This window comes from Microbulbifer sp. SAOS-129_SWC (assembly GCF_039696035.1).
Taxonomy (GTDB): Bacteria; Pseudomonadota; Gammaproteobacteria; order Pseudomonadales; family Cellvibrionaceae; genus Microbulbifer.
Genome location: NZ_CP155567.1, coordinates 1,396,560 through 1,422,749, shown reverse-complemented (window position 1 = coordinate 1,422,749; position 26,190 = coordinate 1,396,560). Strand labels below are relative to the sequence as shown.

25 protein-coding genes are annotated in these 26,190 nt (G+C 58.7%); 4 read left to right on the top strand and 21 right to left on the bottom strand.

Annotated elements, in window-relative coordinates; all coding sequences use genetic code 11:
• Positions 1-22 precede the first annotated feature (22 nt).
• From ABDK11_RS06025 to tilS, 11 genes are all read right to left on the bottom strand, one after another.
• On the bottom strand, positions 23-685 hold the full coding sequence (locus ABDK11_RS06025; RefSeq protein ID WP_346840182.1) for a peptidoglycan DD-metalloendopeptidase family protein: 663 nt from the start codon (positions 683-685) through the stop codon (positions 23-25).
• A 325-nt stretch (positions 686-1,010) separates the two neighbouring features.
• Positions 1,011-1,955, bottom strand: coding sequence for a DUF368 domain-containing protein (locus ABDK11_RS06020; RefSeq protein WP_346839396.1), 945 nt, complete (start codon positions 1,953-1,955; stop codon positions 1,011-1,013).
• Entirely contained in the window at positions 1,952-2,623 is a 672-nt protein-coding gene (locus ABDK11_RS06015; RefSeq protein WP_346839395.1) for a protein-L-isoaspartate(D-aspartate) O-methyltransferase, read from the bottom strand. Before ABDK11_RS06015 ends, ABDK11_RS06020 begins: the two co-directional genes overlap by 4 nt.
• A 291-nt stretch (positions 2,624-2,914) precedes the next feature.
• A complete protein-coding gene (locus ABDK11_RS06010; RefSeq protein ID WP_346839394.1) occupies positions 2,915-3,892 on the bottom strand; it encodes a tRNA pseudouridine(13) synthase TruD in 978 nt (325 codons plus the stop codon).
• Positions 3,885-4,385 (bottom strand): 2-C-methyl-D-erythritol 2,4-cyclodiphosphate synthase, encoded by a 501-nt coding sequence (gene ispF, locus ABDK11_RS06005; protein ID WP_346839393.1) that lies wholly within the window; start codon positions 4,383-4,385, stop codon positions 3,885-3,887. The genes ABDK11_RS06010 and ispF overlap by 8 nt, the downstream gene beginning before the upstream one ends.
• Positions 4,382-5,098: a 2-C-methyl-D-erythritol 4-phosphate cytidylyltransferase gene (ispD, locus tag ABDK11_RS06000; RefSeq protein WP_346839392.1), complete on the bottom strand. Its 717-nt coding sequence runs from the start codon at positions 5,096-5,098 to the stop codon at positions 4,382-4,384. Before ispD ends, ispF begins: the two co-directional genes overlap by 4 nt.
• Entirely contained in the window at positions 5,088-5,393 is a 306-nt protein-coding gene (locus tag ABDK11_RS05995; RefSeq protein WP_346839391.1) for a septum formation initiator family protein, read from the bottom strand. Before ABDK11_RS05995 ends, ispD begins: the two co-directional genes overlap by 11 nt.
• 140 nt (positions 5,394-5,533) lie before the next feature.
• Entirely contained in the window at positions 5,534-6,820 is a 1,287-nt protein-coding gene (gene eno, locus ABDK11_RS05990) for a phosphopyruvate hydratase (RefSeq protein ID WP_346839390.1), read from the bottom strand.
• Between the two features lie 142 nt (positions 6,821-6,962).
• Positions 6,963-7,808 (bottom strand): 3-deoxy-8-phosphooctulonate synthase, encoded by an 846-nt coding sequence (gene kdsA / locus ABDK11_RS05985; RefSeq protein ID WP_346839389.1) that lies wholly within the window; start codon positions 7,806-7,808, stop codon positions 6,963-6,965.
• Positions 7,809-7,866: 58 nt separating this feature from the next.
• Positions 7,867-9,501: a CTP synthase gene (locus ABDK11_RS05980; RefSeq protein WP_346839388.1), complete on the bottom strand. Its 1,635-nt coding sequence runs from the start codon at positions 9,499-9,501 to the stop codon at positions 7,867-7,869.
• Positions 9,502-9,648: 147 nt separating this feature from the next.
• Positions 9,649-10,971 carry a tRNA lysidine(34) synthetase TilS gene (gene tilS, locus ABDK11_RS05975; RefSeq protein ID WP_346839387.1) on the bottom strand — a complete coding sequence of 441 codons (1,323 nt, stop codon included), beginning with the start codon at positions 10,969-10,971 and terminating at the stop codon, positions 9,649-9,651.
• Positions 10,972-11,308: 337 nt separating this feature from the next.
• On the opposite strand from tilS, the gene bglX reads away from it, so the two are divergent.
• Together bglX and ABDK11_RS05965 are read left to right on the top strand one after the other, a co-directional pair.
• Complete coding sequence (gene bglX, locus ABDK11_RS05970) at positions 11,309-13,594, top strand: beta-glucosidase BglX (RefSeq protein WP_346839386.1); 2,286 nt, start codon at positions 11,309-11,311, stop codon at positions 13,592-13,594.
• Between the two features lie 186 nt (positions 13,595-13,780).
• Entirely contained in the window at positions 13,781-15,256 is a 1,476-nt protein-coding gene (locus ABDK11_RS05965; RefSeq protein ID WP_346839385.1) for a sugar porter family MFS transporter, read from the top strand.
• Positions 15,257-15,549: 293 nt separating this feature from the next.
• On the opposite strand, the gene cyoE is transcribed toward ABDK11_RS05965, so the two are convergent.
• The 6 genes from cyoE to ABDK11_RS05935 form a co-directional block, all read right to left on the bottom strand.
• Positions 15,550-16,485: a heme o synthase gene (gene cyoE / locus ABDK11_RS05960; protein ID WP_346839384.1), complete on the bottom strand. Its 936-nt coding sequence runs from the start codon at positions 16,483-16,485 to the stop codon at positions 15,550-15,552.
• Complete coding sequence (gene cyoD, locus ABDK11_RS05955; protein WP_346839383.1) at positions 16,446-16,823, bottom strand: cytochrome o ubiquinol oxidase subunit IV; 378 nt, start codon at positions 16,821-16,823, stop codon at positions 16,446-16,448. The genes cyoE and cyoD overlap by 40 nt, the downstream gene beginning before the upstream one ends.
• A complete protein-coding gene (gene cyoC, locus ABDK11_RS05950) occupies positions 16,823-17,464 on the bottom strand; it encodes a cytochrome o ubiquinol oxidase subunit III (RefSeq protein ID WP_346839382.1) in 642 nt (213 codons plus the stop codon). Before cyoC ends, cyoD begins: the two co-directional genes overlap by 1 nt.
• Positions 17,461-19,446 carry a cytochrome o ubiquinol oxidase subunit I gene (gene cyoB, locus ABDK11_RS05945; protein ID WP_346839381.1) on the bottom strand — a complete coding sequence of 662 codons (1,986 nt, stop codon included), beginning with the start codon at positions 19,444-19,446 and terminating at the stop codon, positions 17,461-17,463. Before cyoB ends, cyoC begins: the two co-directional genes overlap by 4 nt.
• Before the next feature lie 8 nt (positions 19,447-19,454).
• On the bottom strand, positions 19,455-20,390 hold the full coding sequence (gene cyoA / locus ABDK11_RS05940; protein WP_346839380.1) for a ubiquinol oxidase subunit II: 936 nt from the start codon (positions 20,388-20,390) through the stop codon (positions 19,455-19,457).
• Positions 20,391-20,603: 213 nt separating this feature from the next.
• Positions 20,604-21,020 carry a hypothetical protein gene (locus tag ABDK11_RS05935; protein WP_346839379.1) on the bottom strand — a complete coding sequence of 139 codons (417 nt, stop codon included), beginning with the start codon at positions 21,018-21,020 and terminating at the stop codon, positions 20,604-20,606.
• An 836-nt stretch (positions 21,021-21,856) separates the two neighbouring features.
• On the opposite strand from ABDK11_RS05935, the gene ABDK11_RS05930 reads away from it, so the two are divergent.
• Positions 21,857-22,405: a phosphatase PAP2 family protein gene (locus tag ABDK11_RS05930; protein WP_346839378.1), complete on the top strand. Its 549-nt coding sequence runs from the start codon at positions 21,857-21,859 to the stop codon at positions 22,403-22,405.
• 269 nt (positions 22,406-22,674) lie between these two features.
• Here the strand turns inward: ABDK11_RS05930 and ABDK11_RS05925 are convergent, their stop codons facing one another.
• From ABDK11_RS05925 to ABDK11_RS05915, 3 genes are all read right to left on the bottom strand, one after another.
• Positions 22,675-23,034: a hypothetical protein gene (locus ABDK11_RS05925; RefSeq protein WP_346839377.1), complete on the bottom strand. Its 360-nt coding sequence runs from the start codon at positions 23,032-23,034 to the stop codon at positions 22,675-22,677.
• Between the two features lie 132 nt (positions 23,035-23,166).
• Complete coding sequence (locus ABDK11_RS05920) at positions 23,167-23,982, bottom strand: hypothetical protein (protein WP_346839376.1); 816 nt, start codon at positions 23,980-23,982, stop codon at positions 23,167-23,169.
• 99 nt (positions 23,983-24,081) lie between these two features.
• Positions 24,082-24,501: a hypothetical protein gene (locus ABDK11_RS05915; RefSeq protein WP_346839375.1), complete on the bottom strand. Its 420-nt coding sequence runs from the start codon at positions 24,499-24,501 to the stop codon at positions 24,082-24,084.
• Positions 24,502-24,660: 159 nt separating this feature from the next.
• On the opposite strand from ABDK11_RS05915, the gene ABDK11_RS05910 reads away from it, so the two are divergent.
• On the top strand, positions 24,661-25,629 hold the full coding sequence (locus tag ABDK11_RS05910; protein WP_346836609.1) for an IS30 family transposase: 969 nt from the start codon (positions 24,661-24,663) through the stop codon (positions 25,627-25,629).
• Positions 25,630-25,960: 331 nt separating this feature from the next.
• On the opposite strand, the gene ABDK11_RS05905 is transcribed toward ABDK11_RS05910, so the two are convergent.
• Entirely contained in the window at positions 25,961-26,179 is a 219-nt protein-coding gene (locus ABDK11_RS05905) for a DUF6500 family protein (protein ID WP_346839374.1), read from the bottom strand.
• Positions 26,180-26,190 lie beyond the last annotated feature (11 nt).

Below are 26,190 nucleotides of genomic sequence, written 5' to 3'. Positions count from 1 at the left end.
GCCCCGTGGCTCTCCACCCGGACTATGGCAGATAGGCAAGAGGGTCCACCGGTTGACCGTTGCGACGAATCTCAAAGTGGAGCTTATTGCGGTCGGTACCACTCGAACCCAATTCCGCTATCCTTTGCCCCGCCTTGACTTCGCTGCCCTCACGCACAAGTAACTTGTGGTTGTGGGCGTAAGCACTCAAATACTCGTCATTGTGCTTAACGATCAGCAGTTTCCCGTAACCTCTCAGCGCGCTGCCCGCGTAGATCACAGTGCCATTGGCCGCTGCGAGTACAGACTCCCCCTTTTGCCCGGCGATATCAACACCCTTGCGCAACGGGTTTTTGGCCTGGAAGCGACTGATCACTTTTCCATGTGCCGGCCACTGCCAGCGAATTCCCGAAGAGGAAACCCGCGAAGCTGGTTTCCGCGGCTTGGAAGATGTTAAGGATTTTACGGCTTTCGGCCGCGGCTTGGTCGCGGTGTGCGATACCCGGCGCGGCGTCTTGCGGGTGTTTTTGGGCGCCGCCAGCGAGGTCGTTGCCAGCGCCCGGCCGACCAGCTTCAGATGTTGCCCCGGAAATATCTGGTACGGCGGAGCTATTCCATTGATCGCCGCCAATTGGCGAAAATCCCTACCGTAGCGCCACGCGATGGAATACAGGGTGTCGCCGCGGCTAACGGTGTGGAACCTGATCCGCTGACTCGGGGGCTGTTCCAGGGAACTGGTGGGAGCGCGGTTGCTCGAGCACGCCCCGGTGAACAGGAGAACCGCCACCATGATAAATATATTTAACAGACGCAGGGGCGATCTACCGGCTGAAAGAGAATTATTCCGCCAGATAGAGAGCTCAAACTGTAGAAAACGACGACATTTCATTATTCTCTTTTTACATCACACCGACGCATTTATGGGAAAAGTGTCTAAAAAAATATAGCGGAAACTCGCCGTTTTCCTTTAGAAAACGCTGTCATTCCGACCTGTGGCAGCGTAAATTCCGGCGACAGGAATTTCGCGCCTCTTAATCGTGCACCTTGTGGCGCCTCCCCAGAGATTCGAGCACCAGCACCAGCACCGCCGCGGCCACGGCCGCACACAGCGCCCAGCCAAACTGGGCCGGCTGCCCGGTGGCATTCTCGTACGCCGACGGCAGGCAGTTGGACAACAGCGGCGCCAGTTTGTCGCTGCCACTCACCGTGCCCGTCGCCAGTTTCCACGGCCACACAATTTTCAGGCTGCCCAGCAGGATACCGGCCAGAAACGCCAGAGTGCGCGCGATGTAATGATGCATCAGCCACGACAGCAGGCGACTGAACAGCATCAGGCCGGCGGCGGCACCGGCGGCAAAACAGCCGAGATTGACGAACTGCAGGTCGTGGACCGCATCCAGCAAGCGCGGATAAATCCCGATCATCAGCAGGATAAAGGCACCGGAAATCCCCGGCAGCACCATTGCGCAAATGGCCAGCGCGCCGGAGAGAAACAATGTCAGCGGTGTGGCCGGCACCTGCGCCGGGCGCAACTCGCTGACGGCGATCGCCGTGACAATGCCGAGCGCCAGGCACAGCACCACTCCCGGCGACCAGCGCGGAATATGTCTGACGATCGGAACGGCCGAGGCCAGGATCAGGCCGAAGAAAAACGACCAGACCAGAATCGGGTAGGTTTGCAGCAACAGGCCGATCACCCGCGCCAGGCTGAACACGCTGAGCAGGATGCCGCTAAACAGCGCCAGCAGGAAACTGCCGTTGATATAGCGCCAGGTTGCCGCAATGCCCTCGCGGCGCAGCACCGTAATACAGTGCGGTCCCAGGCGGCTGAGCGAGTCGAGCAACTCCTGGTAGATGCCGGTGATAAAGGCAATGGTGCCCCCGGAGACCCCGGGTACGACATCTGCGGCGCCCATGGCCATACCGCGCAGCGCGACGCCCCAATAGCGTCCGCGCAGAAATTGTGGCGCGCTCATCGGACCACCCCGCTGAGCAGGGGCACGAAGCGCACGGCTTCCAGACGCTCCACGTCGAAACGGTCGCTGTCCTCGCGCCGTGTGACGATATGCAGGAACTGGCTGTCTCCGCCCACTGGAATGACCAGTACACCGTTCGGTGCCAGTTGCTGCTTCAGCTCGGCGGGAATCGCCGCCGGCGCAGCCGCCGCCAGAATTGCGTCGAAGGGCGCTTTTTCCGCCCAGCCGAAGCCACCGCTACTCAGGTTCAGCTCCACATTGAAAATTTCCAGCTCCCGCAGCCGGCGCCGCGCCTGGTCCAGCAGCGGGCCAATGCGCTCCACCGAGTAGAGTTGCTCCACCAGGCCGGCGAGAATCGCTGTCTGGTAACCGGAACCCGTGCCCACTTCCAGCACCCGGTGCAGGGACTTGGCGCGGCTCATCAACAGTTCGGTCATGCGCGCGACAATGTAGGGCTGGGAAATGGTCTGGCCGTAGCCGATGGGTAGGGAAGTATCCTCGTAGGCGCGCACGGCCAGCGCTTCGTCCAGAAACAGGTGGCGCGGCGTGGATGCCATCACATCCAGTACGGTTTCGTTGCTGATGCCCTCTTCCCGCAACCGCTGGATCAGGCGATTGCGGGTGCGCTGGGAGGTCATTCCCAGACCCTCGCGTTTCAGGTTATCCATATTGTTGTTATTCCACATGCTCCGCCAGTCGGCTGGCCCGGACACTTCACCAGGCCGCTCACAGTTAACGTAACCCTATGTTTTTTCTGAAATTTTTGAAGCCTTTCAGGGCGCCAAATGTTATCCCCCGGCGCTGGCCACACCCTCGCCAGATCTCCGCTCCCGCCGCCCATTCATACCGCGAAATGCCGTGTAATCAGCATTCCTGAACGCGGTCAAAATGCCCTGGGCCTGCGGTACCGGGCACGATCATTGCCGGCCCGGCAAAATATCCGGGCCGGAGCCAAGATTCTATGTGGCGCCGGAAGTGTTGACCAGCTCTGCCACCTCGCGCAGCAGCGCGGTGGCGAAGCCCCCCCCCGGCAGCGCAAACTCCAGACGCAGGTCGTCCCCCGTCCACTCGTGGCTGAATGCCGCCGGCACCAGCGCCAGTGGCCGCCGTTCCTGACTCAGGCCGCAGTGTTCCAGCCAATCGCACCAGGACGCCCAGTCGGCCAGTACCTCGGCCTCCAGTTCGGCCACTGCCGCCGTGGCGGGATTGCGGCCGCGGCCCCACAGCGGCCCGGTGGGCTCTTCTTGTGGCTCGCCGTCCAGGGGCTGCTGCCAGCGGCCGGTGCGCACGCGCTCCGCAAGCACCCGATTGAACAGCCAGCTGCGCGCGGCCGACATCGCAAAGGCTTTGTCGCTGCGGCGGCAGCGCCCGCCCTCTTCCGCCAGCCGGCGCGCCAGATCCAGGTTGCCGCCGTCGCGGCCGAAACGCTGCTCGCCGAAGTAATTGGGTACTCCGCCGCTTACCTGCGCCAATACGGCTTGCGCCGCATCGCTGTCGCCGCGCACATTGCGCAACCGGATCGCAAAGCGGTTGCCGGCGTGTTCGCCGCGGCGGAGCTTGCGCGCTCCGCGGCCGTGCTGCAGCAGCTCCACCTCGCCACTGTTCAGCGCTGTCCAGTCCGGCGCTGCCTTCTGCCCCAGCCACACACTGAACCACTGGGTTGTCACCGCGTGACGGTCCTTGAGGCCGTAAAAACCGATATCCCGGGTTTGCACACCGGCCAGCTGTGCCAGCTGCTGCGCCACCCAGCCGGTATTGGCACCGCGTTTGCGGATGTGCAAGTAGACGTGCTCACCGCTGTCAGTGATTGACGGCGCAGCCAGTTCATAGACGACAAAGTCTTCCGGCTGGGTACGAAAATCGGCGGTGATGGCCGCACCGCCCAGCGCTCTGGGCCAGTCGAGTGACCAGTTCTGTGCGGAATTGGACTCAGTCATTGGCGCGCTCGAGCAATACCACGGCCTGGGCGGCGATCCCCTCACCGCGCCCGGTAAAGCCGAGTCTTTCCGTAGTGGTGGCCTTGACGCTGGCGGCGCCGGTTTCCAGGCCACAGTCGGCGGCGATATTCGCGCGCATGGTATCGATATGCGGTGCCATCTTGGGCGCCTGCGCAATCAGGGTGCAGTCAGCGTTTACCAACCGGTAACCGCGCTCCGCGACCAGCCCCACCACATGGCGCAGCAGCACGCGGCTGTCGGCCCCGGCGTAGCTGGCATCGGTATCGGGGAAATGGTGGCCGATATCGCCGAGTGCCAGCGCGCCGAGAACGGCGTCCGCCAGCGCGTGCAGCAGCACGTCGCCATCCGAGTGGGCTTTCAAGCCGCGCTCGTGGGGAATTTTCACGCCGCCAAGCACAATGTGGTCGCCGGGGCCCTCTTTGTCCGAACAAAAGGCGTGGACATCAAAGCCCTGGCCGATTCTGAAACTCACGATCGGTTGTCCTCTGTGGGCGCGAAGCGCAGGCGTAATATCGCTTCCGCCAGGTAGATATCGTAGGGGTGGGTCACCTTGATATTGTCGCGCCGGCCGGGCACCAGTTGCGGTGCCTGGCCAAACTGTTCCAGCGCACTGGATTCGTCGGTAACCGCCAGTTGCCGCTCCAGCGCGCGGCGCAAACAGTCCTGCAGCAGTGCCAGCGGCGCGCGCTGCGGTGTCTGTGCCAGCCAGATGCCACTGCGATCGAGGGTGCGCTCCACCAGGTCGCGTTCGCCCTCCTTGCGGCTGGCTTTGACGGTGTCGCTGGCGGGCTGCGCCAGCAGCGCCACCGGGCCGGCCCGCAGCAGCGCCTCGACATCGTCGAGCGCGATACAGGGGCGCGCGGCATCGTGCACCAGTACCGGGGTTTCTCCGGGGATACGTGTGGCGAGGAAGTTCAGCGCGGCGAGGACCGAATCGGCGCGTTCGGCGCCGCCGGTGACGCGTTGCACTTTTGGGTGTTCGGCTTCCGCCAGGTGATTGAAATCACTGTCGTCGTCGGCGACAGCCACGACAATGCCCGCAAGGCCGGGCCAGGTGAGGATATTGCGCAGGGTCAGCGACAACATCGGCCGGCCGAGCAGCGGCAGGTACTGTTTGGGCCTGTCTGCGCCCATGCGCTTGCCGGCCCCGGCGGCGGGGACCACGACCCAATAATCAGTGATCACGGCTGGTCGCGCTCCGCTTTTGGTCCGGATCCATAAAGATAAACAGGGTTTCGCCTTTTTTGATCAGGCCCAGGTCGTAACGGGCCTTGGCTTCCACGCCGTCGGTACCCACTTTGAGGCTGCGCACTTCGCGCAGCAACTGGCGGTTCTGCCGCTCCAGCGCAGAGTTTTTATCCTGCTGTTCGGTCAGCTCGCGCTTCAGGCGTGTCACTTCCGCGAGGCTGCCCTTCCCCACCCACAGGCGGTATTGGGTTGCCAGGAGCATGATGGTGAGAATTGCCAGCAGCCATTTCATAGAAAAATCACGCGGGGGTCATACCCAGCAGCCATTGGAATCGCGGCTCCGCCACCGACGGCAGCGGGACCTTCTCATCCGGCCTGGAGTCCTACCAGGCCGATTGCGGCAAAAAAGTTTTGCCGCAATCGGGCCAAACCTTACTTAAATTCCGCGCGGCCGCGATACGGCGCTGCACCGTCCAGCTCGGCTTCGATACGCAGCAGGCGATTGTACTTGGCAACGCGGTCGGAACGACACAGCGAGCCGGTCTTGATCTGGCCGGCAGCGGTGGCGACGGCGAGATCGGCGATGGTGGTGTCTTCAGTCTCGCCGGAACGGTGGGAAATCACCGCGGTGTAACCGGCGTCCTTGGCCATCTTGATCGCGTCCAGGGTCTCGCTCAGGGAGCCGATCTGGTTGAACTTGATCAGGATGGAGTTGGCCACACCCTTTTCGATCCCCTCTTTGAGGATCTTGGTGTTGGTGACGAACAGGTCGTCGCCCACCAGTTGTACCTTGTTGCCGATCTTGTCGGTCAGCACTTTCCAGCCGTCCCAGTCGCTCTCGTCCATGCCGTCTTCGATGGACAGGATCGGGTAGCCGTCGGCCAGTTGCGCCAGGTAGTCGGCGAAGCCTTCGCTGTCGAACACCTTGCCTTCGCCGGCGAGGTCGTACTTGCCGTCTTTGTAGAACTCGGAAGAAGCGCAGTCCAGGGCCAGGGTGATGTCGTCACCGAGCTTGTAGCCGGCTTTCTCCACCGCTTCGGCAATCATTTTCAGGGCCGCCTCGTTGGACGGCAGGTTCGGCGCGAAGCCACCTTCGTCACCAACGGCGGTATTGAGGCCCTGGGCGGACAGCACTTTTTTCAGGGAGTGGAAAATCTCGGCGCCCTGGCGCAGGGCTTCGGCAAAGCTGGTGGCCTTGACCGGCTGGATCATGAATTCCTGGATGTCCACATTGTTGTCGGCGTGCTCACCGCCGTTGAGGATATTCATCATCGGTACCGGCAGCGTGTACTGGCCGGCGGTGCCGTTGATTTCGGCGATGTGCTGGTACAGCGGAATATTCTTGGAGACGGCGGCCGCTTTGGCGGCGGCCAGGGAAACAGCCAGGATGGCGTTGGCGCCGAGCACGGCTTTATTGTCGGTGCCGTCGGCGTCGATCATCGCCTGGTCCAGCGCGCGCTGGTCGGTCGCGTCCATGCCTTTGAGCAGGTCGGTAATGGTGGTGTTGATGTTTTCAACCGCTTTCAGCACGCCCTTGCCCAGGTAGCGGCTCTTGTCGCCGTCGCGCAGTTCCAGCGCTTCGCGGGAACCAGTGGAGGCGCCGGATGGGGCACAGGCGGTACCTTTGGAACCGTCTTCCAGGATCACATCCGCTTCAACGGTGGGGTTACCGCGGGAATCCAGAACTTCGTAGGCCTTAACGGCGACAATCTTGCTCATCAACGAGACTCCGTGTTTTTTGAGTTTATGAATGGCTGGTTTGTTTTTTTCCGGCGCTTCCCGCGGGCTCTTCGTTACCGTTGGTGGCGTCGCTGCGCATTGCGCCGGCTGTTCAATTCAGGCTTCTGTGGCGCCCGTTAAATTACTTGGTATCCAACGGCGCGAAGCCTTTCACCAGGTCGTCCACCGCTTTCATCTGCGCCAGGAACGGCTCCAGTTTCTCCAGCGGCAGGGCGCTGGGGCCATCGCACAGGGCCTTGTCCGGATTCGGGTGCGCTTCCAGGAACAGGCCGGCGATGCCGATCGCCAGGCCGGCACGGCCCAGTTCGGTGACCTGGGCGCGACGGCCGCCGGAGGCGGCGCCGCCCGGGTCGCGCATCTGCAGCGAGTGGGTCACATCGAAGATGACCGGTGCACCGCCGGTGGAATCGATCATGGTGCGGAAGCCGAGCATGTCCACCACCAGGTTGTCGTATCCGAAGCAGGCGCCGCGCTCGCACAGGATCACTTTGTCGTTGCCGCCCTCGGCGAACTTCTCCACCACATTGTTGATCTGCGGCGGGCTCATGAATTGCGGCTTCTTCACATTGATCACCGCGTCGGTTTTCGCCATCGCCGCCACCAGATCGGTCTGGCGGGCGAGGAAGGCCGGCAGCTGGATCACGTCGACGACTTCGGCCACCGGTGCCGCCTGATCGGGCTCGTGCACGTCGGTGATCAGCGGTACGTTGAAGGTGTTCTTGACCTCTTCAAAGATCTTCAGGCCCTCTTCCATACCGGGGCCGCGGTAGGAGTGAATGGACGAGCGGTTGGCCTTGTCGAAGGAGGCCTTGAATACATAGGGGATACCGAGTTTTTCAGTAACCTTGACGTAGTGTTCGGCCACCTGCATGGCCATGTCGCGGGATTCCAGTACGTTCATGCCACCAAACAGCGTGAACGGTTTGTCGTTGGCGACCGGGATGTTTCCGACTTCGATAGTTTTCATTTTTCCCTCTCCGCGCCCTCTCCCGCGAGCGGGGGAGGCGAGCATCAAATAGTCTGAATCAGCCCTGCTTCTCGTGCTGATGCATGGCCGCCGCGATAAAGCTTTCGAACAGCGGGTGGCCGTCGCGCGGGGTGGAAGTGAATTCCGGGTGGAACTGACAGGCCATGAACCAGGCGTGTTCCGGCAGCTCGACCATTTCCACCAGGGTGTCGTCCGCGGACCAGCCGCCGACTTTCAGGCCGGCCTTCTGCAGGCGATCGACGTAGTTGTTGTTCACTTCGAAGCGGTGGCGGTGGCGCTCGACAATAACGTCGGAGCCGTAGATTTCCCGCGCCTTGCTGTCTTTGGCCAGACGGCACTCCTGGCCACCGAGGCGCATGGTGCCGCCCAGGTCGGAGTGCTCATCGCGCTTCTCGACCTTGCCTTCGCTGTCGATCCACTCGGTAATCAGGCCGATGACCGGGTTGGCGGTATTGACGTCGAACTCGGTGCTGTTAGCGTCTTTCAGACCCAGCACGTTGCGGGCGTATTCGATCACTACCGATTGCAGGCCCAGGCAGATGCCCAGGAACGGGATGTTGTTCTCGCGCGCATAGCGCACCGATTCCAGCTTGCCCTCGAGGCCGCGTTCGCCGAAACCGCCGGGCACCAGAATGGCATCGGCGCCCTTGATCAGCTCCAGGCCGTTTTCGCCTTCGACATCCTCGGCATTGATAAAATCGATATCCACCTTGCAGCGGTGCTTGATACCGGCATGGCTCAGGGATTCGATCAGGGATTTGTAAGCATCCAGCAGCTCCATGTACTTGCCGACCATCGCGATTTTCACTTCGCGCTGCGGGTTCAGCTTGCCATCGACCACCGCATCCCACTCGGACAGGTCCGGGGCAGTACATTCCAGCTGCAGCTTTTCCACCACGATGTCGTCGAGGCCGTAGCCGTGCAGCAGGCGCGGTACACCGTAAATGGTCTTGGCATCCGGCAGCGGCACCACCGCGCGCTCCTCGACGTTGGTGAACAGCGCAATCTTGCGGCGCGAGTCATCGTCGATCTCGCGCTCGGAGCGACACAGCAGGATATCCGGCTGCAGGCCAATGGAGCGCAGCTCCTTCACCGAGTGCTGGGTCGGCTTGGTTTTGGTCTCGCCGGCGGTGGCGATAAACGGCACATAGCTCAGGTGGATCAGCAGGGCGCGGTTCAGGCCCAGTTCCACCCGCAGCTGGCGCACGGATTCCAGGAACGGCTGGGATTCGATATCACCCACCGTGCCGCCGATTTCGACGATGGCCACGTCCACATCGCGGCCACCTTCGACCACGCGGCGCTTGATCTCGTCGGTGATGTGCGGAATCACCTGCACGGTTCCACCCAGGTAATCGCCGCGGCGCTCTTTGCGCAGCACGGTCTCGTACACCCGGCCGGTGGTGAAGTTGTTGCGCTTGGACATGCGCGTGCGGATAAAGCGCTCGTAGTGGCCGAGGTCCAGATCCGTCTCGGCGCCATCTTCGGTCACGTAGACCTCGCCGTGCTGGAAGGGGCTCATCGTGCCCGGATCCACGTTGATGTACGGATCCAGCTTAAGGATGGTGACCTTGAGGCCACGGGCCTCGAGAATGGCGGCCAGGGAAGCGGAGGCGATACCTTTCCCCAACGAGGAAACCACGCCACCTGTGACAAAAATATAGCGCGTCATGCAAAACCTTGGTCAGTTGAAAACCCGTCAAACGGGGGATGCGGGGCTGGCCCGGGCCGACTTTCAGCGAACTGCCCTGGAGACTGTTCCTGCCCGTCCCGGTGCCTTTGAGATGGGACGCCAGACTACCAGAAAGCCCCATTGTGCTCAATCCAAAATCGCACCCGCGGCCCAGCCAAATCGCCACGCCAGGGCATCCGGCAGGCCGGCTTCACAGCGGAACAGATCCCCGACCGCAATCGGGGTTTCCGTTGTCGCGGCTCGATAGACCAGCGGCACCCGGTCCCGCAGCCAGGGTTCCAGCCCATGCTCCTGCAGCAGTTTCTTCAGGGTCTGGGAATGGCCCCGTCCCAGCGGGTGCGCCCGCTCGCCGCCGCGGCGGAAGCGGACCACGTAGTCGCCAACCGGCCAGTCCGCCCCGGGAGACAGCGCCCCACCGCCGGGTAGCGCAAGGATAGTGTCACCGCGCCAGCGCCAGTCGGCGCTCGCCGTTACCGCCGGCAACCGCGGGGTCAGATACAGGCGCTCGCGAAAACGCCGCGCCACCAGCCCGCCGACAGCGACCGCCGGCACCGAGTCGGCTGCCGCGTCGCGCACCTGCGCCAGCACCTCATCCAGCTGCTGGGCCGCAGGCATCTCGGCGCCGCAGCTGGCCAACCAGCTGCGCAGCAGGTTCTTCTGCCGGCGCTCGGGCAGCCGCCCGAGCGCGCCCAGGTCCACGCTCTCGCCCCAGCGCTCACGCCGCCGCTGGCAGGCCGCCAGATCCACTGCGCCCAGATCCCCCAGCAACTCGGCGGCCTCGCGCAGGTTGCCCGCCGCCCGCGCTACCCGCGCACGCACCGGCCAGCGTTCGGCCAGCGCCGGCAGTACCCGTGCACGTAGATAGTTGCGCTCGATAGCGGTATCGCGGTTGCTCTCGTCTTCGATCCAATCCAGACCACAGGCGTGGGCATAATCCTCCAGCTGTGCGCGACCGGCGCCGAGCAGCGGGCGCAACAGCGTCGCGCGCCCCTCCCCGGCAAGCGGCAGCGGGCGGCTTTCCGCCATGGCCCCGAGGCCGAGGGCACCGGCACCGCGCAGCAATCGCAGCAGGAAGGTCTCTACCTGGTCGTCGCCATGCTGGGCCAACAAAATTTGATCGCCATCCGTCAGTTGTTCGGCAAAGGCGCGGTAGCGGGCCCGCCGCGCGCCCTGCTCCAGGCCGCCAGCGGCGGTCTCGACCTGCACCCGGCGCACCTTTATCGGCACGCCCAATAGCGCCGCCATCCCTTCGCAGTGCCGCTGCCAGTGGTCGGCATGCGCAGACAGCCCGTGGTGGATATGCAGTGCACGCACCGGCAATCCCATGCGAGTGAGCAGATGCAGCAGCACGGTGGAATCGAGCCCGCCGGAATAGCCGACCCAGCGCACCCCCGCGCAGGGGTGGCGCGACAGTACTTTGCCGACAAGTTCAGGTAGCTCGCTCGCCATGACGCTCCCGTTCGCAGATTTCACCAGTCGCAGTATACGACAGCCGGCCGCCGCCACCCGCACCGCACAGAAAAAGGCAGTGCATCGTCGTCCCACTTCGCCGCGGCTCAAACTGGCACTTCGGGCGGTTTGGGCGACAACGATAACCCCCTGAATCACATAGGAAATTTGGCAAACCACCGCCGCTGCCGGCGGCGGCCCGATCCAGGCCGCGGGCGCGTATCTGGACGACAGCGGAACAGCGCGACATTAACTTGTGTCATTGGCGAGCGCCGCAGTGTCGCGGCGACGGCGCATCACACAGCGCAGGTGAAAGAAAACTCAGAGGGTGCACCCCATGACAACATTCCTAAAAAGAGTCGGGCTCGGCCTGGTACTGGTATCGCAGTGTTTGACTGCGCCCACCCTGGCGGCCGACAGCAAGGACAGGATCGAGCAGCGCATTGATCAGCTGCTCGCGCAGATGACCACTCGCGAAAAAGTCGGCCAGCTGGCGCTGCGCGACTGGGGCACCTTCAACAGCGAAGACATCCCCAAAGTCAAACAGGCTATCCGCGAGGGCCGAATCGGTGGCTTCCTGAATGTGAACTTCAACAAGGCCGATGACAATGCGTTCGAAGAGCTACAACGCATCGCGGTGGAAGAGAGTCCCCGGCATATTCCGCTGCTGTTCGGCCAGGATGTGATCCACGGCTACGAGACGATCTTTCCGATTCCCCTCGGCCAGGCCGCCAGCTGGAATCCTGACCTGGTACGCCGCGGCGCGCGTGTCGCCGCGCAGGAAGCCAGTGCCGACGGTATCCGCTGGACCTTCGCGCCGATGATCGACATCGCCCGCGACCCGCGCTGGGGCCGCATCGCCGAATCCCTGGGCGAAGATCCCTACCTCACCTCAGCCCTGGGCGCGGCGATGGTGGAAGGTTTCCAGGGTGACGACCTGAGCGATCCCGCAAGTATCGCCGCCTGCGCCAAGCACTTCGCCGGCTACGGCGCCGCCGAGGGCGGGCGCGATTACAACAGCGCCTATATTCCCGAGCGCACCCTGCGCGATATCTACCTGCCGCCGTTCAAGGCCGCCATCGACGCGGGCCTCGCCAGCGTCATGACCACCTACAGCACCCTGAACGATGTTCCCGGTACCGCCAATCCGCTGTTGACCAGGCAGATTCTGCGCGACGAATGGAAATTTGACGGCTTTGTAGTCAGCGACTGGAACTCGGTGATGGAAATGATCCCGCACGGCTTCGCCCGTGACGCCAAGCAGGCCGCCGAGCTGGCCGCCAACGCCGGCGTGGATATGGAGATGCACACCGATACCTATGATCGCTACCTGCCGCTGCTGATCGAGGAAGGCAAATTCTCGCAACAGCAACTGGACACCGCGGTGGCGAACATCCTGCGCATCAAGCTGCGCCTGGGCCTGTGGGAGCACCCCTACCCGCGCGCCCGCACCGCCACAGCGCGCGAGAAGATGATCCGCACCAGCGATGCCCTTGCCGCAGCGCAGCAGGCCGCCGAAGAAACTTTCGTGTTGCTGAAGAATGACCAGCAGCTGCTGCCACTGAACAAAAACCAGACGGTGGCCGTGATCGGCCCGCTGGCGGAAGTGCCCCACGAACAGCTGGGCACCTGGATCTATAACGGCGACAAGAAGTACTCGCATACCCTGCTGCCGGCACTGCGCCAGCTGGTGGGTGACAACAAGGTGCTCTACGCCCCCGGCCTCGCCTACAGCCGCGACAAGCGCCGCGACGGCTTTGCCAAAGCCATCGCCACTGCCAACAAGGCCGATGTGATCCTGTATGTGGGCGGTGAGGAATCCATCCTTACCGGCGAGGGCCATAGCCGCGGCGATATCCGCCTGCCCGGCGCCCAGAACGCGCTGGTAGCGGAACTGGCCAAAACCGGCAAACCGCTCGCCATGATCCTGATGGCCGGCCGCCCGCTGCAGCTCGACGACACCTTGCAACAGGCCAGTGCAGTCATGATGGCCTGGCACCCCGGCACCATGGCCGGTCCGGCGCTGGCCGACGTGCTCTACGGCAAAACCTCGCCGTCCGGCCGCCTGCCGCTGTCCTGGCCGGTGGGCGCGGGCCAGATCCCGATCTACTACAACCATATGGCCACCGGCCGCCCGGCCACCGACGACAACTACACCCGCATCGACGACATCAAGCCGGGGGTGTTCCAGCACCAGCCGGGCAACTCGTCGAACCTGCTGGACTATGGCCACAAGCCACTGTTCCCATTCGGCTACGGTCTCACCTACAGCCAGTTCACCTACCGCGACCTGCAGCTGAGCCACAAGGAGATGGCCATGGACGGTAACCTGACCGTATCGGCCACCATCGCCAATACCGGCCATGTACCGGCCACCGAAGTGGTACAGCTCTACACCCGCGACCTGGTGGGCAGCACCACCCGCCCGGTGCGCGAGTTGAAGGGCTTCCAGCGGGTGAACCTGAAGCCGGGCGAATCCCGTCGCGTGTCCTTTACCCTGCGCAGTGGCGATCTCAGCTTCCACAATCCCGCCATGCAGCAGGTCACGGAGCCCGGCGACTTCAAGGTGTGGATAGCGCCCGATGCCGAATCCGGCCTCGAAGGGGCTTTCATACTGCGTTGATCGACCGCGGATCAGCGCTACCCCGCACGGCTGAACGGTAATACCGGTCGGCCTTGCCACCCTCCACTGTCGCTGCAACAAAGTGGGATCCCGAATCGCGACCTACTTTGCGCTACAGCACAAAGTAGGACGATCCCGCCGCCCCGAACGTCTTAGCATCGGAAGTTACCGCGGCCCTGCGCCCGGTTGGACAACGATAAGAAACGACAGATACGGGAAGTACCTATGCAAGCGATTGAGAGTTCAGCGGATATCCTCGTAGCCGGAAAGCGGGATTCCGCTTCCCTGGCTTTTGTTATTCTGATTTGCGGCGTCGCCACCATCGGCGGCTTCCTGTTCGGGTTCGACAGCGGCGTCATCAACGGCACCGTGACCGGCCTGCAACAGGCATTCAATTCCGACACCGCCGGCACCGGCTTCAATGTGGCCTCCATGTTGCTCGGCTGTGCTGTCGGTGCCTATTTCGCCGGACGCCTGGCCGACCTGTGGGGGCGCAAGCGGCTGCTGCTGCTATCGGCGGTGTTTTTTATCATCAGCGCCTGGGGTTCCGGCATCGCCGGCAATTCCGCGGAGTTTGTCTGCTACCGTATTCTCGGCGGCCTCGCGGTGGGTGCCGCCAGTGTCATGTCGCCGGCGTATATCAGTGAAGTGGCACCGGCTGCTCTGCGCGGGCGCCTGGTGACCATCAACCAGATCGCCATCATTTCCGGGCTCTTCGCCGCCTTCGTCAGCAACTATGCCCTGGCCCAGGTCGCCGGCTCGGCGGTCAACAGCTGGTGGATGGGCTTTGATGCCTGGCGCTGGATGTTCTGGATCGAAATCGCCCCGGCCTCACTGTTCTTTGTCTCACTGCTGTTTATCCCCGAGAGCCCCCGCTACCTTGTGCTGTCGAAGCAGACCTCCCGCGCCACCCAGGTGTTGCACCAGCTGTACGGCGAGGCACAAGTGCAACAGAAACTTGCCGATATTCGCAACTCCGTGGCCGGCGACCGCAAGCCGCGCCTGCGCGACCTGCTGGATCGGCACGGCCGGCTGCGCAAGATTGTCTGGACAGGCCTTGGGCTCGCCGTATTCCAGCAGCTGGTGGGAATTAATGTGGTGTTCTACTACGGCGCCGTGCTGTGGCAGGCGGTGGGCTTCTCGGAAGCCGATGCACTGATGATCAATATCATCTCTGGCGCGGTCAGTATCGGCGCCTGCCTGATCACCATCGCCCTGATCGACCGCATCGGCCGCAAGCCGCTGCTGCTGGTCGGCTCCATTGGTATGGCGGTCACGCTGGCGCTGGTGGCCTTTGCGTTCACCACCGCGACACTGGATGCCGATGGCAAACTGCAGCTATCCCACGGCATGGGCCTGCTTGCCCTGGTGGCCGCCAATGCCTATGTGTTTTTCTTTAACGGTTCTTGGGGCCCGGCGATGTGGGCCATGCTCGGTGAGATGTTCCCCAACCAGATCCGCGGCTCCGGCCTGGCGGTGTCCGGCCTGGCCCAGTGGGCGGCGAATTTCGCCATCACCATGACCTTCCCGATCATGCTGACCGGCATCGGTCTGGCCGGCGCATACGGTATTTATATGCTGTTTGCGATCCTCTCCATCGCCTTCGTCATTTATCTGGTACACGAGACCAAAGGGCTGGAGCTGGAGCAGATGCAGGGGTGATTGGCCGCGGCCTAACCAGGGGTGGCGAGCGCAGACCGCCACCTCGCCCATTATTGCCGCCCGGGAAGATATTCACGGCTGATTCAAACGCGCAGCCAGTGTGGCACCGAGAGCGAAAAACCCCCGATTCCTGGGCGATACCTCGACGAAACCGACGCGTCGATGTGCACTGAAGGATTAGCTCAGCAACAAAGGGGAGACAAAAGAAGCCGGGAGTAGTGAAAGGAAAGGCCCCGGCGACTGACTGTTCGACAGCCGCCGGGAAAATTCGACAAGCAGTTTCTAACGGTGCCTTATCCAAGCACCGGCAGATTCGGCGCAACGGCTTTGAAGTCCAGCGCCATCGTGATACTGAGTACCGTGATCGTCACGATCGAGAAGGCGAACACCTGGCGCGCCCAACCGGTGACATCGACACCGTGGCGGTAACCGCGCAGCGCCATCACCAGCCACCACAGGCTGGTTGCACAGGCCACTACCATAAAGGCCATACCGGTGTAGCCACTCAGCGGCAACAGCACGGTTACCAGGCTGAACACAGCGATATACAGCACAATCTGGCGCTTGGCCTTGGCGATGCCCTCTGCCACCGGCAATACCGGGATTCCCGCCGCCTCGTAATCCTTGTAGCGGAAAATCGCAATGGCGTAGGAGTGCGGCATCTGCCACAGGCAGAACATCAGCAGCAGGATCAGCGCCGCGGCATCACACTGGCCGGTAACCGCGCAGTAACCCACTACCGGCGGTACAGCGCCAGACAACGCGCCGACGAGAGTGCCGTATACGGAATTGCGCTTCATGTACAGGCTGTAAATACCGACATAAACCACGTAACCGAGTGCGGCAAAGGCAACAGTGACCGCATTGGTATAGGCGATCAGTAACCCGAAACCCACCGCACCCAGCAGCAGGCCGTGCCACAGGGCGGCACGGACAGACATTTCCCCGGTCACCGTGACCCGGTTGCGAGTGCGCTGCATCTTGGCATCGATATCCCGATCGATGCAGTTGTTCAGCGCGCAACCGGAAGCCACCACCAGCGACAGGCCAATCACTGTTGCAAAAAACAGTGCCCAGTCGATCTCGCCGCGAGCGGCAAGAAAGAAGCCGCCCGCAACCGAGATCAGGTTCCCGGCAATGATGCCGGGCTTGGTGACCTTGAAATAATGTCCGAACTTGCTGTTCATGGTCAGTGCATCATCATCGCGTTGGCGCTGTAGATAATCCATACAGACAGCCCCACCACCATGACGATGATCAGTGCAGTAAACAGGAAAGCAAAGGTATTGGCCCGGCCTTCTTCAGAGAAGTTCAGGTGCAGGAAGTACTTCAGGTGAACAATCACCTGCACTACCGCCATGATCAATACCAGCGGAATGGCCGTCGACTTGGGGAAGTAGCCGGTCATTGCCGCCCAGAACGGGATTGCAGTCAGGATAACCGACAGCACAAAGCCGACCAGGTACGATTTGACGCTGCCGTGATCGGCACCGTGATCCGCACTGTGGGCGGCATCATGTGCCGCCCCGTGGTCAACACCGTGTGCTGCAACAGATTGTGAGCTCATTACATTACTCCCAACAGGTAAACAACGGTAAACACGCAGATCCAGACGATGTCGAGGAAGTGCCAGAACAGGCTCAGGCAGCTCAGGCGCGTGACAGTCTGGCTGCCCAGGCCGCGCTTGAACACCTCGATCATCATCACCACCATCCAGATCAGGCCGGCGGTCACGTGCATGCCGTGCATGCCCACCAGCGTGAAGAAGGAGGACAGGAAGGCGCTGCGCGACGGGCCATTGCCCTCGGCAACCAGGTGGTGGAACTCGTTCACTTCCATACCGATAAACACGGCACCGAGAGCGAAAGTCACCAGCAGCCACGCGAGCGTGGCGCTTTTGTTCTGCTTGTGCGCAGAGATCATCGCAAAGCCGTACGTGATACTACTGAACAGCAGCGCAGCAGTTTCAATCGCGACGTAATCCAGCTCGAAGATATCGCGGCCGGACACACCGCCGGCGGTGTTCATGAACAACACCGCGTAGGTTGCGAATACCGATGCAAACAGAATGCAGTCGGTCATCAGGTAGATCCAGAAACCAAATACCGTGTTGCCACCGGTATCGTGGTGCTCGTGATCGTGCGCGTGCGCCTCTTCCAGGCTTCTGGAATCGTCGACCAGGTGCGCAGCCTCCGTCATGGTGGTCATGCCGTGGCCTCCTTAACTTGATTCAGATGGAGAGATTCAATGCGCTCGACTTCGTCGGGCTGCACGTAGTAATCCACATCGTTGTTATACGCCCGCAGCAGCAGGAACACGACAGTTCCGATCAGGCCCGCTACGGCCAGCCAAGTGATATGCCAGATGGCGGCAAAACCGAACAGAGTCGCGCCAGCGGCCATCAGCACACCGCTGGCGGTGTTCTTCGGCATATGAATCGGCGCATAGCTAGCCGGTTTCTTGTAGGCAATACCCTGCTCTTTCATATCGGTGAACGCATCGATATCGCGTACTTGCGGAATCTGGGCGAAGTTGTAGAACTGCGGCGGAGAGGCGGTAGCCCACTCCAGAGTGTGGCCGTTCCACGGGTCACCGGTCAGGTCGCGGTTCTTCTCGCGATCGCGGAATGCCAGGTACAGCTGGACAAACTGCAGCACGATACCCACCAGGATGATGAACGCACCGATACACGCGAAGTACAGCCAGATGTTCCAGTCCGGGTTGTTGGTGTGGTTCAGGCGACGGGTCATGCCCAGGAAGCCCAGTACGTACAGCGGCATGAAGGCCACGTAGAAACCGATCTGCCAGCACCAGAAGGAGGCCTTGCCGATACGCTCGTTGAGGTGGAAGCCCATGGCCTTCGGGAACCAGTACGCGAAGCCCGCCATGTAACCGAATACCGCACCACCGATAATGGTGTTGTGGAAGTGGGCGATCAGGAACAGGCTGTTGTGCAGGACATAGTCAGCACCCGGTACGGCCAGCAGAACGCCGGTCATACCACCGATGGTGAAAGTCACCATAAAGCCCAGGGTCCACAGCACCGGAACGGTCAGGCGCAGTCGGCCGCGATAGATGGTGAACAGCCAGTTGAACAGCTTCACGCCGGTGGGCACAGCGATAATCATCGTCATGATGCCAAAGAAGGCATTGACGTTGGCACTGGAACCCATGGTGAAGAAGTGGTGCAGCCACACGATAAAGCCGAGGATGGAAATCGCACCGCTGGCCCATACCATCGACTTGTAGCCGAACAGGCGCTTGCCGGTAAAGGTGGAGATCACGTCGGAGAAAATACCAAACGCCGGCAGAATCAGGATGTATACCTCGGGGTGACCCCAGGCCCAGAACAGGTTGATATACATCATGGCGTTGCCGCCAGCTGCGTTGGTGAAGAAGTGGAAATCGAAGTAGCGATCCAGCGCCAGCAGGCCAAGAACCGCAGTCAGGATCGGGAAGGAAGCCACGATCAGGACGTTCGCCCAGGTGCACGCCCAGGTGAAGATCGGCATATCCATCAGCTTCATGCCCGGTGCGCGCATCTTGAATACGGTCACCAGGAAGTTGACCCCGGTCAACAGAGTACCGACCCCGGATATCTGTAGCGCCCAGATATAGTAATCGACCCCCACTCCGGGACTGAATGACTGCTCCGACAGCGGCGGATACGCCAGCCACCCGGTCTTGGCGAACTCACCCAGACCGAGAGACAGGTTAATCAGCACGGCGCCGCCGGCAGTCAGCCAGAAGCTCAGGTTGTTCATGAACGGGAACGCCACATCGCGCGCGCCGATTTGCAGCGGCAGGGCGATGTTCATCAGACCGATCATGAATGGCATGGCCATGAAGATGATCATGATCACACCGTGGGCGGTGAAGATCTGGTCGTAGTGTTCAGGTGGCAGGTAACCTTCGTGGCCGTTGGTAGCCAACGCCAGCTGGGTACGCATCATGATGGCGTCGGAGAAGCCGCGCACCAGCATGATCAGTGCCAGCAGGATGTACATGACACCGAGGCGCTTGTGGTCAACAGAGGTAATCCAGTCGTTCCACAGGACACCCCACTGCTTGGCGCGAGTGATGGCGATCGCAATGGCGACACCAGCTATACCAACCACTGCCAACGTGCCCATGATAATGGGCTCGTGGTAGGGGATGGCATCGAGAGATAATTTACCGAGCAAAGACATGGTAACTGCTAGCTCCTCTCAGCATCCGCTGCATCGTGATGAGCAGCTGAGTTTTCAGAAATGGAATGTTCGGATTCCGCCTTCGGGGAATTCTTATTCCAGTCGTTATAGTTCTTCATGTACTTGTACATGATGTCGTGGAACAGGGTTTCGCTCACCGCGCCGAAGTGCTCCACCGGAACATTTTCACTCGGCTTCACCAGCTCCGCGTAAGCGGCGCTGTCGAGTTTGTCGGTGTCCTGCTTGACCGAATCGATCCAGTGCTGGAAACCGGCCTTGTCAGTGGCCACGGTCTTGAACTTCATGCCGGTAAAGCCCGCGCCGCTATAGTTGGCGGAGTAGCCTTCGTAAGTACCCGGCTCGTTGGCGATCAGGTGCAGCTTGGTCTCCATACCCGCCATGGAGTAGATCTGGCTACCCAGCTGCGGAATGAAGAACGAGTTCATGGTGGACTCGGAAGTGATCTTGAAGCGCACCGGCACGTCGGTGGGAATCACCAGCTCATTCACAGAGGCAATGCCCTGCTCCGGGTAGATAAACAGCCACTTCCAGTTGAGTGAAACCACCTCAACCGTCAGGTGCTTCTCCTGGTGATCCAACGGCTTGTAAGGATCCAGCGCCTGGGTAGAACGCCAGGTGATCACACCCAGGACCAGAATGATCGCGACCGGCACCAGCCAGACGATCGTTTCGATCTTGGTGGAATGCGACCACTTGGGTGCGTAGATTTCGTTTTCCCGACCTTCGCGGTATTTCCAGGCGAAGTACAGTGTCATGACGATGACCGGGATCACCACCAGCAACATCAGTACCGTCGAGATTATTATCAGGTTCTTCTCATCGACACCCACTTGGCCTTTGGGGTCGAGTACACCACCCTGACATCCCGCCAGTGCGAACACGGCAGCAGCCAGCGCAGCTTTTCTAAGGCTACGAACTAACACGAGGAGAGATCCTCTTCCAGGGTTTTACAACGACTGCCCTTCAGCTAAGTAAGGCAGAGTGAATCACGCATCGAAGACACATCGCAGCTGCAAGCAATCAGGCCCGCTGGCCACAAGCAAAGAGAAGGTTCCCAGTAGAGCAGTTGCGCCTATGGGTTCGTCACTCAAGCAAATGTGAACAACAATACGACGGGTCGGGAAAGACCGACATTTTCAGTCGATCAGGGGAGGAGCACGGCTACCATGAACCGTACGCGGCGTACTGCACAGCATGGGTGTCGGAGACACCACGTTGAACAGAAAACGCAGGAAAACTGTACGAAACGATTTGAAAAAGGTGAAGATCTGCTGGAAGTGCCGGCAGACGAAGAAATTCGACATCAACAGACCGGCCAGCAACATACTGGCCAGCACGTTCAGGGCGATGTTGCCCTGAAGGCTCATTCCGGCGGCATCAAAGCTCAGACCAAAATGCACCAGCCAACAGCCCAGGCCCACAGTGACAAAAGCCACCGCAAAAAAGCTAAACACCACCTCTACCCGCCGCAGAGCGGGGGCAAACGGAGCGGTTTCGCTCGCGGATAAGGTGGGGCAGTTCGCTTCCAAAATCTCTTCCAGCAGATAACTCATGCAGATAACACTGCGGGCACAACACCGGCGATCACTAAAGCAACATTCCGGGCTGGTTGCGGCGCGAAGACTATCAAAATTCCCGAGGTTACACAAAGACTTATTTGTTACGAACCTACACGAAAAGGGCAACCAAACAGACAATGACCAGATGGTCAAACCGAAAAGGCAGGGCCAGATGACAATCGTAAAGATGTCTCTATCGAAATTTTGACCTACAAAAGCGCCGGAGCACAGAACAGAAAACCACCGCACTGAACCCACCAACTTTTCGGCGGAATTCCCCGGAAAACAACCTGACTTCACCTCAGCACCTGAGAAGCGATCCCAACTCAAGCTTCACCCCCCGGCCCCACTGACAGACTCAAGACTTAGTCGCCGCCCCCACATAAACAGCAATAGAGGGCTATGTGCGACCAATGGCGCCTGCAAACCGATACTTCCGGGGGCGCAATCGGCCGAGAAAGGAACCGTGATTTCCGCCCAGGAGGTTATTCGGACACCACCGTGTCGAGCCCAACGTCCGACTTTCCATGAGTACTCATCCGCCTTTTTTGTTTTCCCTGTCGAGTTTTGACAAATTTTTGACCTTGCTTTTACCAATCCTTGATCCGACCTGCCGCAAGCTTGTTTGAAAGATCAGGATCTCACGCGTCATGCCAAAGTCCTACGATCCCCGCCTCCCATCGCCTTCTGCGCCGTAGGAGGATTTTGCCTCACCGACGGAAGACACAGACGCCGAACGGCGACGAGCGGCCCCAACAGCACTCACGGCCCCGGCGGAGCACCGGCGTGCATAAACAGAAGTAACAAGAAAAGATTCATAGGGTGGAATAATGCAAATAAGAACCTATTGGTATGCAGCCCTGTGCTGCGTGGCACTGCCTATCGCCTCGCAACCAGCCTTTGCGAAGAGTGAGAGCAACGGGGAAAGACTGGGCGACCTTCTTCAGCTAGCCATCCCCACCACAGCTTACTCCATGACACTCTTTAACAGGGATGCCGAAGGGCGAAACCAGTTTTACAAGTCTTTCGCTACCAACCTGGGCGTTACGTATACTTTGAAATACGCCATCAACAAGCCGCGCCCCGACAATAATGGAGATTACTCATTTCCATCCGGACATACCTCCGCAGCCTTCCAGGGAGCCGCATTTATCCACAAGAGGTATGGACTTACCAAAGCAATCCCCGCATATCTGGCCGCAACCTATGTCGCCTACAGCCGGGTAAAAGCGAAAAAACATGACGTAGTTGATGTAACTGCCGGTGCCGCAGTGGGCATATTAAGTTCTTTTTACTTTACCACCCGCAAAGGAGGCGTAGACATAGTGCCGCTTGTTGGTAAAAACTTTGCGGGCGTCAGCGCCACCTATTCTTGGTAGCTTCCACTTTTTACCAACTGATGAACACAGTTGATCTTTAAAGTCTAATCAAGAAATTGGCTACCGACTTTTTTAGTGCAGAGACTTTAGGCTCAAAGATACGAGATATATTGGAGCACGATTTTCAATGGATATTTGTCTCCGTGGCGTCTACTAAACGTGGGCAAGCTTTGCTCTAACGCCCGGCTTTGGGGCTGACTTGGAGCTGCGAAGCATCGGAAAGGCAGTCCCAGCCCCGAAGGGGCGATAACAGCCGCTTGTTATGTGGTTTAGTAAGGGGCATAGCCTTCTTCAAAAAGATCTAACTTATCGTTTACATGGTCCATTATTATATCGAATTTCATCTCATCTATTTTTCCGGAAACAACGTAACAACTCAAATATGAAGACACATAGTGATACTTATACTGGAATTTTGATTTCTCATCATGGGAACAATCCTCTTTGAACTGCTCATCAATTACCTCTGACATTTCCTGTAACAACTGCTCATTATTCATATTATTAACTTGCGAATAAAAAATAGGAGCAAGCATATACATGTTTTCTCTAGGTATTTGATCACCGCTCTCTACGGCTTCAAGAGCCATAGATAGAGAATTTTCAACTCTTTCAAGCCATTCTTTCATGGTAAGCACTTCCAGTTGAAAGACACATAACGCCCACAACAGGGGCCAAACATAGTGGAGCCAATTTGCGGTAAAGTGAGCAAAGCGAGCCGCAAATTGGTGGAGCGTAGTTTGGCCCCTTGCTTGTGCTTGTTAGCTGCTGACACTGACAACTGCGCCAGCCGCAATAATTTTTCCATTCTTCTCTAATAGGTAACGCGAACCTTCAGCCGCCTTTACCGGTTTATCTAGAATAAGTTTCAATTTTCCATTGTCACCCGGAGCCAAACCGCGGGAAGCAACCTTGCCTTTTGTTAATTGCCCATTAACCCACAAGCTGACAGAGCTACCTTGGGATAAGGCCTCAGTATATTTTGCTTCCTGAGGCGTTAAAAGATAGACATAAGTGTTTAAAGACTTGCCAGTAAAATATTTAACATTAAATATCTTTCGTTTAGGAATGGCCTCAATCTTGGATAACACAGACTTTAAACCTATTGCATTGGCACTAATGTTAGGTAGAGCTTTGATGCCGCTATCATAAAAGAGCTGAGCATTGTCCCCTCCCATCTCATACATATTTAATACTTCACGAACTTCCACCTCTTCTAATTCGAGAAGTTTTCCAGCATCTGCCATGCCCTTCAAGCCCGAAACGTTTGCGAACATTATGGACAAGCTTGGTACACCAGCTTGCCTCGCTATTAGGACATGCTCTCTAGCAATAGGTAACGGGCCTTGCGTCGCATCGACTACTATGACTGCATGACTGGCATCCTTGGCAATAGAGGCTACTTCTGACGCCTTTGCGTCCAGCTTTGGAGTCGTTATATTGTAATTTCCTGCTGAACATGAAGTTCCACATTGCTCCAACAGTTGAACTCTTATCTTATCTCCAAGAAATACAATGTCTGCCTGAGCCAAAGGCGTAATAAAAATTACACATATTATTAGATATCTGAGATGCACAATAATTCCTCTTTCGGCAGCTAACGCCGTTATTCAGCGGCACCCCGACAAGGGCGCCCGGTGGAGGGCCTTAGGCCCGAAACAAACCTCAATACCTTGTTACATTTTCTCCAGATTAAACTGAGCGTTCGGAATTAATTCTTTTTTTGCCATGACCTGGATGCGACCCAAATACTCCAATGACTCCAAAAATTCTTCTAAATCCACATTCGATTGTTCAAAAAAGTATTTCTGGTAGTCCGAACCAACAGAATATTCTGAGGTCTCTATACTTCCATTATTTATGGAGACCTTTCTTTCTGTGCCTTCTGGGCTGACTAACACTCCGCTGGCGGCAACCCCATTCTGGAAAGTGATGTGCCCACACTCACAGAAAGTATCGGAAACAATATGAGCCGTCGCATTATGAAAACGCGTGCTTAGCTGTCTTGCCGTGGCCACGGCAACAATTCGACTGAGGTAATCAGATACGTCTTGATCGGCATGTGCCCCACCGAATTTTGAGAAGACGTTAGACAAGAAACCAGGCTTCCAAGCTTTAGACGAAAAGGAAGAGCGCAACTCGGGGTCCGGCCGATCCAAATAAAAGGCATCGCGGTTTCGGATAATAAGTGCAATTGGTAAGAGAGAGGCCAGCTGGTAGAGTCGGCGCTTCTCCCCGCCAAGAGAAAAGCACTGATGAGCTACAACCAGCTGACCGAGAACGAACGATACCAGATTTATAGTCTGAAGAAAGCCGGGCACTCGCAAATAGAGATTGCCGAACTTCTGGAAAGGCATCCCTCTACGATCTGTCGAGAGCTGCGTCGCAACAAAGGGCTACGAGGGTACCGGCCCGGGCAAGCTCAAAAGCTGTCGAATGTTAGACGGTATGGGGCCCACAAGGCTCGGAAGGTGACGGACGAGGTACGTGATCAGATTGAAACGCTGCTCCGGCAGGAGTTAAGCCCGCAGCAGGTAGCAGATTATCTGAAACGGTGTACGGGTATTTCCTTACATCATGAGACAATTTATCAGCTGATCTATGCCGACAAGGCTCATGGCGGCGATTTGTATACGCATCTGCGAGTAGCGTCAAAGCCCTACCGCAAGCGTTACGGCAGCAACGATCAACGCGGCAAGATCAAGAACAGAGTGAGTATTGATGAACGCCCTGAGGTTGTTGACCTGGGTAACCGAATTGGCGACTGGGAAGGCGATACAGTCATCGGCAAAGGCCGCAAAGGTGCGCTATTGACCCTGGTAGAGCGCAAATCGCTGTATACGGTCATTGTGTTGCTGACGGGCAAGAGAGCCGACTTGCTCGCCGCTGCAGCGGTTGCGCATATGGTACACCTTAAGGAGAAAGTCAAAACAATCACGTTCGACAATGGCCTTGAGTTTGCCGGTCATGAAGAGATCGCGAAAGGACTGGAGGCGGATATTTACTTTGCCCATCCCTATGCATCATGGGAGCGTGGAATCAATGAAAATACCAATGGTCTTATTCGGCAATATTTCCCGAAGGGAACGGACTTCAGTACGGTATCGGATGAGCAGGTTCAGTTTGTCATGGACCGCCTGAACAGCAGACCAAGAGCGACCAGGGGTGGACGATCGCCAAATGAGCTATTTATGGGGCGGCGGGACGATTTGCTCGCTGCATGAAGAAATTGCAGTTATTACTTGAAACCGCGCATCTTTATTTTGGAACGCTACCATCGTAGCGATAGTTTCGCCTTCACGCGGATCTCGATAGAAGACGCTTGAGAAATTTATTGGATTTGAGAAGTTTACGAGAACACGCTGCATGATTTCAGCGATATCTTCCAGCTTTGCTTCGCTTGCTATTCTCACTGCCCGGAATTTAACGCCCAAAGCCAAATCTCCTAAAACTTAATGCCCCGTACAGGGGTAGACAAATAAGCGTAGCATTTTGGCTGTCCCAGCGACCAAAGGGAGCGACTGCCGCGGCTTGTTATGTGCTCGTTTGAAAACGTTAAACACCGGCTTCAACCATGTCTTTAATTTTACTGGCTTTTTCGAAGTGGTCTAGTTTATGTATTTCAATCCACCAACGAGCGGCCTCCATTAGAACTTCAGGTTGATCATTTTTGTTCTTAAAAAACGCATAAAAGGAAAGTCCTACTTCCGAGCCTTTTTTCTCGATTTTTTGATCACAGACTTCAATGATCCTTGTTCTAAGCTCTTTACGCAAAGTCAGTATTC

What these genes read in the sequence shown, in the direction of transcription:
- eno (WP_346839390.1), bottom strand. Translation starts at nt 6,820, where the DNA reads ATGAGCAAGATTGTCGCCGTTAAGGCCTACGAAGTTCTGGATTCCCGC.
- ABDK11_RS05910 (WP_346836609.1), top strand. Translation starts at nt 24,661, where the DNA reads ATGAGCTACAACCAGCTGACCGAGAACGAACGATACCAGATTTATAGT.
- ABDK11_RS06020 (WP_346839396.1), bottom strand. Translation starts at nt 1,955, where the DNA reads ATGAGCGCGCCACAATTTCTGCGCGGACGCTATTGGGGCGTCGCGCTG.
- cyoC (WP_346839382.1), bottom strand. Translation starts at nt 17,464, where the DNA reads ATGACCACCATGACGGAGGCTGCGCACCTGGTCGACGATTCCAGAAGC.
- cyoE (WP_346839384.1), bottom strand. Translation starts at nt 16,485, where the DNA reads ATGGATTATCTACAGCGCCAACGCGATGATGATGCACTGACCATGAAC.
- cyoD (WP_346839383.1), bottom strand. Translation starts at nt 16,823, where the DNA reads ATGAGCTCACAATCTGTTGCAGCACACGGTGTTGACCACGGGGCGGCA.
- bglX (WP_346839386.1), top strand. Translation starts at nt 11,309, where the DNA reads ATGACAACATTCCTAAAAAGAGTCGGGCTCGGCCTGGTACTGGTATCG.
- ABDK11_RS06015 (WP_346839395.1), bottom strand. Translation starts at nt 2,623, where the DNA reads ATGGATAACCTGAAACGCGAGGGTCTGGGAATGACCTCCCAGCGCACC.
- ABDK11_RS05935 (WP_346839379.1), bottom strand. Translation starts at nt 21,020, where the DNA reads ATGAGTTATCTGCTGGAAGAGATTTTGGAAGCGAACTGCCCCACCTTA.
- ABDK11_RS05995 (WP_346839391.1), bottom strand. Translation starts at nt 5,393, where the DNA reads ATGAAATGGCTGCTGGCAATTCTCACCATCATGCTCCTGGCAACCCAA.
- ABDK11_RS05930 (WP_346839378.1), top strand. Translation starts at nt 21,857, where the DNA reads ATGCAAATAAGAACCTATTGGTATGCAGCCCTGTGCTGCGTGGCACTG.
- ABDK11_RS06010 (WP_346839394.1), bottom strand. Translation starts at nt 3,892, where the DNA reads ATGACTGAGTCCAATTCCGCACAGAACTGGTCACTCGACTGGCCCAGA.
- tilS (WP_346839387.1), bottom strand. Translation starts at nt 10,971, where the DNA reads ATGGCGAGCGAGCTACCTGAACTTGTCGGCAAAGTACTGTCGCGCCAC.
- ABDK11_RS05980 (WP_346839388.1), bottom strand. Translation starts at nt 9,501, where the DNA reads ATGACGCGCTATATTTTTGTCACAGGTGGCGTGGTTTCCTCGTTGGGG.
- cyoB (WP_346839381.1), bottom strand. Translation starts at nt 19,446, where the DNA reads ATGTCTTTGCTCGGTAAATTATCTCTCGATGCCATCCCCTACCACGAG.
- ABDK11_RS05925 (WP_346839377.1), bottom strand. Translation starts at nt 23,034, where the DNA reads ATGAAAGAATGGCTTGAAAGAGTTGAAAATTCTCTATCTATGGCTCTT.
- kdsA (WP_346839389.1), bottom strand. Translation starts at nt 7,808, where the DNA reads ATGAAAACTATCGAAGTCGGAAACATCCCGGTCGCCAACGACAAACCG.